Genomic DNA, 12,338 nt, shown 5'->3' with positions numbered 1-12,338 from the left:
CCGGAACTCGCCCGCGCGGTTCTCGACGCGGCGCTGGCCAAGCGCCGTGACGCCGCGGCCAGGTCTCCACGGCGGCGCCCCGGCGGTTCGGGCGAGGGCAGTGGCCGCCGCCCGCGGGGCTATTCGGGGCCCGGCCTCGACCCGCGCGATCCGCAGCTCTTCGGCGACATGCTGCAACGCCTGATGAAGGCCCGCGGCTGGGAACGCCCCAAGGCCGAGGCCACCGTGTTCGGCGCCTGGGAGAAGGTCGTCGGCCCCGAGATCGCCCAGCACTGTCGCCCGGTCAAGCTGGACGCCGGCGTCCTGACGGTCGAGGCGGAATCCACCGCGTGGGCGACCCAGCTGCGCATGCTCAACGCCAAGCTGCTCCGCAACATCGCCGGCGAGGTCGGCCACAACGTCGTCACGAAGATGAACATCCACGGCCCGGCCGCCCCGTCTTGGAACAAGGGTCCTCGCCGGGTGCAAGGCCGAGGACCGCGCGACACCTACGGCTGAGGGTCTGTGGAGCGCAACCACTCACGCACGTCGCCTGGGTGGGGCGAGCGCCCTGGACGCGCCAGCGGCCAGCTCGCACCGCCCAGGCCCTCGGCGTGAGCAGCGGTCTGCAACCCCCGCCCCGCTACGACATCCAGATCTTGACGTTCCGCGTCTCGAGAACGTCAGTAATCCGCAAAAACCGCAAACCCGCGCTCCGCGCAGCGTCGGTAGAAGCCCGCCAGGACCGCCAGTTCAGACCGGGCGAAGGTCCAGTGCGGTGGGTTTCCGGCTTCGTCCCGAAGAGCGGCCAACCGCTGATCGAGCCAGCGGAGTTGCTGCTCAGCGAGCCGCCCGGCGGCGATCGCATTCCGCATCACCTGCGCCACCGAATCGAAGGTGACCAGATCGCCACCCTCGTGTCCCTCGACGAAGCGCTCGAGGCCGCCGGCGATCCACGCGCAGCCGTCGGGGTCGATCACCGGGTCCTCGTCCTCGGCCGCGGCGTCGGTGGCGTAGAGCACGCCCTCCAGACCCAGCAGCAGATCGACGAGTTCGGTGTACGCCGTCGCCCGCACCGTGCCGGTCTTGGCGATGTGCAGCGCCAAGGCCCCGGTGGGCGCGGCGATCTCGGGCGCGTCGGCGATCGCCCCGAAGTCGACGAACTCGGCGGGAGCCACCGGGTCGTAGTACTGATTCGTCCGCGGCCAGTGCACCGCGACGTTGTCCAGCCCCTTGTCATGCGCCATGTGGGGGCCACCCCTCCTCGACCTGCGTCGCGGCCGTCCGGCCCTCACCGGCCCGCGCGGGCAGAGGTTACGACACGAACCTCCGTCGCCGGGAGGCAGTGTCGCAGTGCGTGGCGATGACCGCCGGCAGGCGCGCGGTGGCAGGCGGCCGCCGAATCACTTGCCGTTGCGCGGGGCCCCCGCTCCGTGTAGGGGGAGACTTGGGAGCGGCCTCCGATCCCGCTACGGCAATCTGAGGTACCCGGAAGGGGTGCCGGACCCTCGCCAACTCGCTTCGGCGGAGTAGAATCGATGAAGACCGGGAAAACCTCTGCGCAACGGTTGCGGTTTGGCGTCCTCGTGGACGAATCGGACTGCTGTCGTCACGCTACGCGGTTTTTCCAGCCGATCACGATCCGCGGGCCTGCCGCGGCGGCCGGCGAGCACGGTTCCACCGGTGGTCCGCTCCTTCCTCGCGGGTTGTCATCTGTGGCTCACCCTGCCTTCCGACCGCCGGCATGCCCGCCGTCCCCGTGCGGGGCCCTCCGGGGCCTGGCGCGAGAAAGTGGCCGAGGGTGGCAGAGAACAAGCAGGAGTACGGCGCCGAGTCGATTACCGTCCTGGAGGGGCTCGAGGCTGTCCGTAAGCGCCCGGGCATGTACATCGGCTCCACCGGCGAGCGGGGTCTGCACCACCTGGTCTGGGAGGTCGTCGACAACGCAGTCGACGAGGCCCTCGCCGGCTACTGCGACACGATCGACGTGGTGCTGCTGGCCGACGGCGGCGTGTCGGTCACCGACAACGGCCGTGGTTTCCCGGTCGACCTGCACCCCAAGCTCAAGAAGCCGGGCGTCGAGGTGGCGCTGACCGTGCTGCACGCGGGCGGCAAGTTCGACAACAAGGCGTACGCGGTCTCCGGTGGTCTGCACGGCGTCGGCGTGTCGGTCGTGAACGCGCTCTCCAGCAAGATGTTCGTCGAGATCCACAAGTCCGGCAACGTGTGGCGGCAGCACTACACCGCCTCCAAGCCGGGTTCGCTCGAAAAGGGCGAGACCACCGACAAGACCGGCTCCATGGTGCAGTTCTGGCCCGACCCGACGGTCTTCGAGACGGTCGAGTTCGACTGGCAGACGATCTACCGCCGCCTGCAGGAGATGGCCTTCCTCAACCGGGGCCTGACCATCAAGCTCACCGATCTGCGGGCCGAGCAGACCGACGAGAACGGCGAGCCGCGCACGGTCACCTTCATGTACGAGAACGGCATCGCCGACTTCGTGCGCCACCTCAACGCCACCAAGAACCCGATCCACAAGACGGTGGTCGAGTTCCAGGCCGAGGACAACGAGGCCCGCATGGCGGTCGAGATCGCCATGCAGTGGAACGAGTCGTACGGCGAGTCGGTCTACACCTTCGCCAACCGCATCAACACCCACGAGGGTGGCACCCACGAGGAGGGCTTCCGGGCCGCCCTGACCGGTGTCGTCAACCGGTACGGCAAGGACAAGAAGCTGCTCAAGGGCGACCAGAACCTCTCCGGCGAGGACATTCGCGAGGGTCTCGCCGCGATCGTCTCGGTCACCCTGGCCAACCCGCAGTTCGAGGGTCAGACCAAGACCAAGCTCGGCAACACCGACATGAAGAGCTTCGTTCAGAAGGTCGCGAACGAGCAGCTCGCCGACTGGTTCGACCGCAACCCGGCCGAGGCCAAGCAGATCATCACCAAGGCCGACCAGGCCGCCCGGGCCCGCATCGCCGCGCAGCAGGCGCGCAAGCTGGCCCGCCGCAAGTCGCTGCTCGAGTCGGGCTCGATGCCGGGCAAGCTGGCCGACTGCCAGTCGACCGACCCGCGCGAGTCCGAGCTGTTCATCGTCGAGGGTGACTCCGCCGGCGGCTCGGCCAAGCAGGGCCGCAACAGCCGCATCCAGGCCATCCTGCCGATCCGCGGCAAGATCCTGAACGTCGAGAAGGCCCGGATCGACCGGGTGCTGAAGAACAACGAGGTCCAGGCGCTGATCACCGCGCTCGGCACCGGCATCCACGAGGACTTCGACGTCGCCAAGCTGCGCTATCACAAGATCGTGTTGATGGCCGACGCCGACGTCGACGGCCAGCACATCCAGACGCTGCTGCTCACCCTGCTGTTCCGCTTCATGCGGCCGCTGGTCGAGATGGGTCACGTCTACCTGGCGGCACCGCCGCTCTACAAGATCAAGTGGAACAAGCGAGGCGACGACGCGCAGTACGCCTACTCCGACCGTGAGCGGGACGGCCTGATCGCGCTGCGCCAGCAGAAGAAGGCGAACGCCAAGCCGGACGACATCCAGCGGTTCAAGGGTCTCGGCGAGATGAACTTCCAGGAACTGTGGGACACGACGATGGACCCGGCCACCCGGACGCTACGCCAGGTGACGCTCGACGACGCCGCCGTGGCCGACGAGCTCTTCAGCGTGCTGATGGGTGAGGACGTCGAGGCGCGGCGCTCATTCATCCAGCGCAACGCCAAGGACGTGCGGTTCCTCGACATCTAGATGGCCTCCCGGGGGAGCTGTATCCACAGCGTCCCCGGGCTTTCCACAACGTTATCCACAGCAGGATGCGTATTTTCGCCGTACATGTCTGGTTTCACCTTGAGTAAGGGTTAACAGTGACTGACACTCCCGAGACGCCCGACGGCGACGAGGCTCCGGACACCGGCAGCGTGGCCCAGCGGGTCGAACCCGTCGGCCTCGAGGTCGAGATGCAGCGCTCCTACCTCGACTACGCGATGAGCGTGATCGTGGGCCGTGCGCTACCCGACGTCCGCGACGGTCTCAAGCCGGTGCACCGCAAGATCCTCTACGCGATGTACGACTCCGGCTTCCGTCCGGACCGCGGCTACGTCAAGTGCGCCCGCGTCGTCGGCGACGTGATGGGCAACTATCACCCGCACGGCGACTCGTCGATCTACGACGCCCTGGTGCGCATGGGTCAGCCGTGGTCGCTGCGCTACCGGCTCATCGACGGCAACGGCAACTTCGGCTCGCCCGGTAACGACCCGCCGGCCGCCATGCGGTACACCGAGTCGAAGCTCTCGCCGCTCGCCATGGAGATGTTGCGGGACATCGACGAGGACACCGTCGACATGCAGGACAACTACGACGGCCGTACCCAAGAGCCGACGATCCTGCCCGCCCGGTTCCCCAACCTGCTGGTCAACGGCTCCGAAGGCATCGCCGTCGGCATGGCCACCAAGATCCCGCCGCACAACCTGCGGGAGATCGCCGCCGCCGTGCAGTGGGTGCTCGACCACCCCGAGGCCGACGAGCCCACCGTCCTCGAAGCTCTGCTCGAGATCGTCAAGGGTCCCGACTTCCCGACGTACGGCCTGATCGTCGGTCAGCAGGCGATCCAGGACGCGTACCGCACGGGCCGGGGCTCGATCCGGATGCGCGCCGTGGTCGAGGTCGAGGAGGACGCTCGTGGGCGCCCCTGCCTCGTCGTCACCGAGCTGCCGTACCAGGTCAACCCGGACAACCTCGCCGAGCGGGTGGCCGAGCTGGTCAAGGAAGGCAAGCTCACCGGGATCGCCGACATCCGCGACGAGTCCTCCGGTCGTACCGGCATGCGGTTGATCCTCGTCCTCAAGCGGGACGCGGTGGCCAAGGTCGTGCTGAACAACCTCTACAAGCACACCCAGTTGCAGGAGACGTTCGGCGCCAACATGCTGGCGCTGGTCGACGGCGTGCCCCGCACGCTCAACCTGGCCCAGTTCATCCTGTACTACGTCGAGCACCAGATCGAGGTCATCCGCCGGCGGACCGCGTACCGCCTGCGCAAGGCCGAGGAGCGCGCGCACATCCTGCGTGGTCTGGTCAAGGCGCTCGACGCCCTCGACGAGGTCATCGCCCTGATCCGGCGCTCGCCCACGGTCGAGGACGCCCGCTCGGGTCTGATCCAGCTCCTCGACATCGACGAGGTGCAGGCCGGCGCGATCCTCGACATGCAGCTCCGTCGTCTCGCCGCCCTCGAGCGGCAGAAGATCGTCGACGAGCTGGCGAAGATCGAGATCGAGATCGCCGACCTCAAGGACATCCTGGCCAAGCCGGAGCGGCAGCGGGCGATCGTCTCCGAGGAACTCGGCGAGATCGTGCAGAAGTACGGCGACGATCGGCGCACCCAAATCATCCCGTTCGATGGCGAGGTCTCGATGGAGGACCTCATCACGCGCGAGGACGTTGTGGTGACGATCACACGAACTGGTTACGCGAAGCGCACGAAGGTCGATCTGTACCGCTCACAGCGGCGCGGCGGCAAGGGCGTCAGCGGCGCTACGCTGCGGCAGGACGACATCGTGTCGCACTTCTTCGTGATCTCCACCCACGACTGGATGCTGTTCTTCACCAACAAGGGCCGGGTCTACCGAGCCAAGGCGTACGAGCTGCCGGAAGCGGCCCGCGTGGCCAAGGGCCAGCACGTCGCGAACCTGCTGGCGTTCCAGCCCGACGAGCACATCGCCCAGGTCATCCAGATCCCGAATTACCAGGTCGCGCCGTACCTTGTGCTCGCCACCAAGAATGGTCTCGTGAAGAAGACCCGGCTCGAGGAATTTGACTCCAACCGCAGCGGTGGCATCATCGCCATCAACCTGCGGGAGGACGACGAGTTGGTGGGCGCTGCCCTGGTGGCACCGGAGAACGATCTTCTGATGGTCTCCAAGCACGCCCAGGCGATCCGATTCAACGCAACCGATGATGCGCTGCGTCCTATGGGTAGGGCCACCTCGGGTGTCATCGGCATGCGCTTCACCGGCGAAGACGAGCTCCTGGCCATGGAAGTGGTTCGGGAGGGTCTGGATGTGTTGGTCGCCACCAATGGTGGGTATGCGAAGCGGACGCCGATCGAGGAGTATCCCGTGCAGGGCCGGGGCGGCAAGGGCGTCCTCACCGCGAAGATCACGGAACGCCGTGGTGGACTGGTGGGGGCTCTCGTGATCGACCCGGAGGATGAACTATTTGCCATCACCAGCAATGGTGGTGTCATCCGGACTCCCGTGAAGCCTGTACGGCGCACGCGGGATCGGAACACAATGGGGGTCAAGCTGATGGACCTCCCAGAAGGTGTAACCATCGTGGCGCTTGCTCGCAATGCCGACGAGCCTGACGAACAGGACTAGTTGATGCCGGAGACACAGGCGAAGTCGGGGGCCACGGGGAGCTCGTCGACTCCGAACGAGGCGGGCAAGAAAGACGGCGCCGCCCCGAACGGACGCGACGCAGCGGCCCGTGGTGCCGCCTCCGCCGAATCGCCGACCGGGCCCAAGTTCACCCGGGCGCCGGGCATGGCCCCGCCGCCCGGTGAGCCGGCAGACCAGGACGGCGCCGACAAGCGGCCCGGCCCGGCGGTGAAGGGCTCGGCCAGCGTGCCGACCGTCACCAAGGGCAAGGGTGCGGCCCCCGGCAGCAGCTCGGGCCGGGTCAGCGTGCCACCGGCCGGCGGCAAGCCCGGCACCGGACCGCAGCAGCGGCCCGGCGGCACGCCCGGCGGCAGCGGCAACGCGAAGGGCGCAGCCCCGGCCAGCGGCTCGGCCGCGGTCGGCGCGGCCCGGGTGACCGAGGTCGTGCGCTCGGCGCGCTCCACGGTCTCGTCGGCGGCCGCCCGCGGCCCGCGGCGGGCCCGGCTCAACCTCAAGCGGATCGATCCGTGGTCCGTGATGAAGTTCTCGTTCGCCGTGTCTGTGGTGCTGTTCATCGTCGTGGTCGTGGCCACCTCGGTGCTTTACCTGGCCCTCGACGCCATGGGTGTCTGGGGCGAGGTCAACACCAGCCTCAAGGAGCTCGTGACCGCCACCGGCAACGAGAGCACGGGCTCCAGCGGTGGATTCCAGATCACCGCCTGGGGCGTCATCGGCACGTCGATGCTGATCGGCGCCGTCAACGTCGTGCTGTTCACCGCATTGGCCACGCTGGGCGCGTTCATCTACAACGTGTGCGCCGACCTGGTGGGCGGGGTCGAGCTGACCCTGGCCGAGCGGGACTGAGCAAGGAAGTAGGGGCGAAGGGAGCCACCCCCGTTTTGGTGGCTCCCAACCCGGTGCGGTAACCTTCGGTGTCGCACTTGAGGGGCTATAGCTCAGTCGGTTAGAGCGCAGAGCTGATAACTCTGAGGTCGCTGGTTCGATTCCAGCTAGCCCCACGGGAAACGGGGAGCCCTGTCCGCAGAACGCGCGGACCGTGGTTCCCCGTCATGCCTTCTCAGGGGGCCGAGCCCCCTGAAACCCCACGGTGTGCTGGGCGCGATTGGCGCTTCGGTTGCGGTGGGGATGCGTTACATAGGGGGTGAGCCCCCAAGATCCCACGGTCCGGTGTGCGCGGTCGGGCTCAGCGGTTGCGGTGGGGCCGAACCGGGAAGCTTGGGGGTTGGCGTGATTAAGAAGCTATTGGTTGTGGCTGCTGTTGTTGGCGCGGCTACTCTGGTGTTCAAGAAGGTCAAGGCCTCCAGCGATGAGCGGGCGCTTTGGCATGAGGCGACCACGGCGCCTGACCTTCGCTGAGGGTAGGTGTTGGGGGCCCTAGCTCAACTGGCAGAGCACCGCCTTTGCAAGGCGGGGGTTAGGGGTTCAAGTCCCCTGGGCTCCACTCGTCATGGCCTTTGAAGAGGCCGAACGCTTTTAACAGGCTGCGTAAGTGCTGGACCATTCGGCCGCTTGCGGGCCCAGAGATCCACATCTTCACCTCGCCGGGTGAGTACTCCTTCCGCTGCCAGGCAACGGCAGCGGCCGCCCTCGGATTCGGGTCAGTCGTGCCGCCCGCACTTGGCGCGGCCGAGTCTTGCGGCTTTCGTTCGCTCGTCGTTCGGCCCTTCTCGCGTCTTGTACCAAGTGTCTCAACGCTCACCGTGCGTAACGCCTTTCGGCTGATGGCGCTGGACGCCTGGCCCGATGGACTGCGCAGCCAGGGGTGGCCTCGAACCGGTTGATCCGTTCGGGTGAGGCGGGTTGGTGAGGATTCGGCCATGGTGGACGGTATGGGACAGGCATCGGCCGGTGACCGGGTTGACGTCTTCATCAGTTATGCCGGTCCGGATCGGCCGTGGGCGGAGTGGGCTGCTCAGCAGTTGGAACGCCGTGGCATGTCGGTGGAGTTGGCGGCGTGGGACTGGGGAGCCGGAGACAACTTCGTGGTGCGGATGAACGACGCGCTGCGCCGCGCGGATCAGGTGCTGGCTATGTACTCGCCGGCCTACTTCGGGGACGAGCGGTTCACCACCGAGGAGTGGACAGCGGTGCTGGCCGAGCCGCGGGACCAGCGGGATCGCCGGCGGCTGGTGCCGGTGCGGGTGGCGCAGGTGACACCGCCGCCGATCCTGCAGGCGTTGGTGTTCCGTGACCTTTTCGGCCTTACCGAGCAGCAGGCCCGGCAAGCGTTGCTGGAGGCGGTGACCGGACCGGCACGGCCAGCCGGTGAGGTTCCGTTCCCGGCTGGACCGGGTTCCGTGTCGCAGGCGTCGGGTGGTGTACGGGTGCCGGGATCACTGCCTGCGGTGTGGAACGTGCGCCGCCGCAATCCGGCGTTCACCGGCCGTGGCCGGGAGCTGGCGGGACTGCGAGGGCGGCTTTGCTCGGGGGAGCGGGCACTGGTGCAGGCGTTGCAGGGCATCGGTGGCGTGGGCAAGACCGAGCTGGCGGTGGAATACGCGCACCTGTTCGGCAACGAGTACGACCTGGTGTGGTGGATCGACGCGGAACGTCCTGAACTGATTGGGGAACAGCTGGCCGCTCTCGCGAGCGCCGCCGGGTGGGCCACCGGGAGCACAGCGGCCCCGGTCCTTGCCGATGCGGTGTTGAGTCGCTTGCGGCGTGAGCCGGGATGGCTGCTGGTCTACGACAACGCGGAAACGGTGAGCGCGGTCGCCGACCTGATCCCGGACGGAACCGGGCATGTGGTGATCACCTCGCGCAGCCGGCAGGGCAGTGGTGTCGCGGCCGCGCCGGTCGAGGTAGATGTGCTGGACCGGTCGGCTTCGTCGCGCCTGGTGCGTGAGATTGTCCCGACATTGCCGGTTGCGGACGCGGACCGCCTGGCCGCCGCGGTGGGGCACCTGCCGTTGGCGCTCAATCAGGCGGCCGGCCTGTTGGCGGAGACGCGCATGACAGCGGACGAGTATCTGGGCGAGTTGTCTGCGAATCCTGTTGGGCTGCTGGGGGAAGGGCCTACGGGTCGGTACCCGCAGTCGCTGGCCGCAGTCGTCACGGCCTCGATGCGTCATCTGACCGAACGCGACGAAGCTGCCGGGCAGCTGATGCGGCTGGTCGCCGTCCTCGCTCCCGAACCGGTGCCGCTGTCCTGGCTGACGGGCCCCGGGGCCCAGACGCTGCCGGAGCCGCTGGCCACGATCGCCGCCAGCACCGTCGCGCGCAGGCGGATGCTCGGCCGGGTCGCGGCGTTCGGACTGGCCCGCATCGACACCGACACCATGCAGGTGCACCGACTTACCCAAGCCGTGATCGCCCCGACCAGCACCCCGGAGATCGGGCATGTCGACCGGCTCCTCGCCGCCGCAGCACCCGACGACCAAGGTGATCCGGCCCTGTGGACACGGTGGGCGATCCTCCTGCCTCACCTTCTGGTCCGGGCGACTACGACGACCAACCACGCCCTACGATCGATCGCCGGGAATGGCTTGTTCTATCTGCTGCTGCGGGGTGAATATCGCACTGCTCGGGCATTGGCGCAGGACTGGCACCAGCAGTGGCGACAAGCTGTCGGCCCGGACGATCCTGCGGTGCTGATGGCAGCCGCCCAGCTCGCGAACAGTCACCTCCAACTGGGCGAGTACGAGCCGGCCCGTCGCCTGCACGAGGACACGTTGGCCCGGCGGCGGCGGGTGTTCGGCGACGACCATCGCGACACCCTGAGCTCGGCCAGCAACCTCGCTGCAACACTGTCCGCGATGGGTGAGCACGAGCGGGCCTGTCGCCTGGATGAGGAGACGTTGGCCGGGCGGCGGCGGGTGCTCGGCGACGACCATCCGGACACCCTGATCTCAGCCAGCAACCTCGCCATCGAACTGTCCGAGTTGGGTGAGTACGAGCGGGCCCGTCGTCTGGAGGAGGACACGTTTGCCCGGCGGCGGCAGGTGCTCGGCGACGACCACCCGGACACCCTGCGGTCGGCCAGCAACCTCGCGAACCGCCTATCCGAGTTGGGTGAGTACGAGCGGGGCCGTCACCTGGATGAGGACACGTTGGCCCGGCGGCGGCGGGTGCTCGGCGAGGACCATCCAGACACCCTCACCTCAGCCAGCAACCTCGCCATCCGGCCGGCCCGGTTGGGTCAGTACGAGCAGGCCCGTCACCTGAACGAGGAGACCTTGGCCCGACAACGGCGGGTGCTCGGCGAGGACCATCCGGACACCCTCACCTCAGCCAGCAACCTCGCCGTCCGCCTGGCCCAGCTGGGTGAGTACGAGCGGGCCCGTCGTCTGGAGGAGGACACGTTGGCCCGGCGGCGAAGGGTGCTCGGCGACGACCACCCGGACACCCTCACCTCGGCCAGCAATCTCGCTGTCCGCCTGGCCCAGTGAGCACGCGCAGGCCGACCACGTGTGAGAGGACGTCTCGCGCGCCGTAGGGCAAGCCACGCCGACCGCTGTCCGCATCCCTCCGGGTAGCCGGGGATTTTGTGTTCGGGACGGAGCGTTTGGTCTACTGGGCGTCGTGCGGCGTCGGGCGATGTTTGGGCTGATGGTGGGAGGGCTCCTCGCGGGCTGTTCGCGGGGTGGCGACGAGCCCGCAGGTTCCGCCGAGTCTGCGTCGTCCTCTGCGTCCGCGTCGGCTCCGTCGGTGCCGGTCGGCTCTTCGTCGCCGAGTTCTGGTGGACGTGCGGCTGTGGCGGGGGACTACGGCTGGTTTCGTTCCGTCGGTGACCTGGCCAAGGGGTTCTGCTTTGTCTGGGTGCGGGGGGTACGGCCGGCTCAGGTTCTGAAGCGCATGGGGGCCGACGAGCTCGAGCGCATCGGGTGGCAGCAGCTGGTGGGCGCGGGGAACGGCGAGCGCGTCAGCAGCGGCAAGCGGTATTTCGGGGTGTCCCGGCTCGATGACTCGTGGTCGTTGGTTGTCGAGGACAACGGGCAGCTGGGGGCCGCGGACGAGTTGCTGCGGGGGTTGTCGGTGGGGACGACGGTGGTCTGCCTGTATCGGGCGGCCGACGGCAGCGGGCGGTTCCTCCTGCTGGATGACGAGGCCGTCCAACTCGAATTCGACCCGATGTCGGACACGCCCGCGTCGGGCCGGCGAGCCGCTGAGCTGGCGCCGATGATCACGGCCGTCGGCGGTAGCGGGGTCGAGGCGGGGTTTGCGCTGGCCGAGCGGCTTACCGGGGTTCCGCTGGATCTGGCCGGGCTGCAAAAGCGCACCTATCTGTTCAGCACGGTGCCAACCGGTCAGTGAAAGAGTCAATGGCCGTTCGGTTGTTGCACGGCGCGGCGGGGCGGGCCAACATCCACGTGTGACGATCCGCACGACCGATTTGCTCACCATCGGTGAGGCCGCGATCCTGCTTCGGTTCCCCCGGCGCCGGGTGCTCGATCTCTGCGCGCGCGGGCTTCTGCCGTACGTCAGCGTCGGCTCGCATCGGCGGGTGCGACGGGCTGACGTCGAGGCGCTGATCCATCCGGTGCTGACCCGGGCCGAGTTGGAGCAGTTGTGGCTGCACCAGGCGATCGCCGCCCGCTACACGGCCGAGCCGTCGGCGGTGCTGGCCATAGCCGAGATGAATCTGCGCCGGCTGCGCCGCCTCCACCCGGGCGGCGCGGAATGGGAATGGCTGGAGCGGTGGGAGGTGCTGCTGGCCGGGGAGCCTGAGGCTGTGGCCGAGGCGCTGACGTCGCCTGCCCAGTACGCGGTGCGACTGCGTTCCGCTTCGCCGTTCGCGGGCGTACTGTCCGAAAGGGAGCGCCGGGCCGTACTCGACGACTTCGCGGAAAGCCGCCGTGACCAGGCCCGACCCCTGCGTCTGACCAGCCTCGAGCGGGTCATGCGCGCAGTGTGAGTCCTCGATCACAAAGCTATAAAAGGGTCTTATGTAACTGGCCGCGCCGGGCGGATAGTGAATCGGTTCCATATTCGGTTGCGCGACGCTGCGCCCGGGAGGTATC

9 protein-coding genes and 2 tRNA genes are annotated in these 12,338 nt (G+C 68.1%); 10 read left to right on the top strand and 1 reads right to left on the bottom strand.

Translation table 11 applies throughout. The annotated features are described in order from the left end of the window. The first annotated feature begins 33 nt into the window (after positions 1-33). Positions 34-498 carry a DciA family protein gene (locus LXN57_RS29980; RefSeq protein ID WP_251801566.1) on the top strand — a complete coding sequence of 155 codons (465 nt, stop codon included), beginning with the start codon at positions 34-36 and terminating at the stop codon, positions 496-498. 164 nt (positions 499-662) lie between these two features. On the opposite strand, the gene LXN57_RS29975 is transcribed toward LXN57_RS29980, so the two are convergent. Next, complete coding sequence (locus LXN57_RS29975) at positions 663-1,226, bottom strand: hypothetical protein (protein ID WP_251801547.1); 564 nt, start codon at positions 1,224-1,226, stop codon at positions 663-665. Positions 1,227-1,780: 554 nt separating this feature from the next. On the opposite strand from LXN57_RS29975, the gene gyrB reads away from it, so the two are divergent. From gyrB to LXN57_RS29930, 9 genes are all read left to right on the top strand, one after another. Continuing rightward, positions 1,781-3,733, top strand: coding sequence for a DNA topoisomerase (ATP-hydrolyzing) subunit B (gene gyrB, locus LXN57_RS29970; protein WP_308206665.1), 1,953 nt, complete (start codon positions 1,781-1,783; stop codon positions 3,731-3,733). A 116-nt stretch (positions 3,734-3,849) separates the two neighbouring features. Further along, positions 3,850-6,357, top strand: coding sequence for a DNA gyrase subunit A (gene gyrA, locus LXN57_RS29965; protein WP_251801545.1), 2,508 nt, complete (start codon positions 3,850-3,852; stop codon positions 6,355-6,357). A gap of 3 nt (positions 6,358-6,360) precedes the next feature. Then, entirely contained in the window at positions 6,361-7,221 is an 861-nt protein-coding gene (locus LXN57_RS29960) for a DUF3566 domain-containing protein (protein ID WP_251801544.1), read from the top strand. An 81-nt stretch (positions 7,222-7,302) separates the two neighbouring features. Then, positions 7,303-7,376: transfer RNA gene (locus LXN57_RS29955), tRNA-Ile, on the top strand. Positions 7,377-7,605: 229 nt separating this feature from the next. Next, positions 7,606-7,734, top strand: coding sequence for a DLW-39 family protein (locus LXN57_RS29950; protein ID WP_221380931.1), 129 nt, complete (start codon positions 7,606-7,608; stop codon positions 7,732-7,734). A 12-nt stretch (positions 7,735-7,746) separates the two neighbouring features. Then, a tRNA-Ala gene (locus LXN57_RS29945) sits at positions 7,747-7,819 on the top strand. Between the two features lie 388 nt (positions 7,820-8,207). Further along, positions 8,208-10,766 (top strand): FxSxx-COOH system tetratricopeptide repeat protein, encoded by a 2,559-nt coding sequence (gene fxsT / locus LXN57_RS29940; protein ID WP_251801543.1) that lies wholly within the window; start codon positions 8,208-8,210, stop codon positions 10,764-10,766. A 304-nt stretch (positions 10,767-11,070) separates the two neighbouring features. After that, positions 11,071-11,631, top strand: a complete 561-nt coding sequence (locus LXN57_RS29935) for a DUF6461 domain-containing protein (RefSeq protein ID WP_251801542.1) — start codon at positions 11,071-11,073, stop codon at positions 11,629-11,631. 58 nt (positions 11,632-11,689) lie between these two features. Then, positions 11,690-12,232 (top strand): helix-turn-helix domain-containing protein, encoded by a 543-nt coding sequence (locus LXN57_RS29930; protein ID WP_251801541.1) that lies wholly within the window; start codon positions 11,690-11,692, stop codon positions 12,230-12,232. Positions 12,233-12,338: the final 106 nt, after the last annotated feature.

The organism is Paractinoplanes hotanensis (genome assembly GCF_023717965.1).
GTDB lineage: Bacteria > Actinomycetota > Actinomycetes > Mycobacteriales > Micromonosporaceae > Actinoplanes > Actinoplanes polyasparticus.
This window is presented reverse-complemented; position numbering and strand designations above follow the sequence as displayed.

What these genes read in the sequence shown, in the direction of transcription:
- fxsT (WP_251801543.1), top strand. Translation starts at nt 8,208, where the DNA reads ATGGGACAGGCATCGGCCGGTGACCGGGTTGACGTCTTCATCAGTTAT.
- LXN57_RS29960 (WP_251801544.1), top strand. Translation starts at nt 6,361, where the DNA reads ATGCCGGAGACACAGGCGAAGTCGGGGGCCACGGGGAGCTCGTCGACT.
- LXN57_RS29975 (WP_251801547.1), bottom strand. Translation starts at nt 1,226, where the DNA reads ATGGCGCATGACAAGGGGCTGGACAACGTCGCGGTGCACTGGCCGCGG.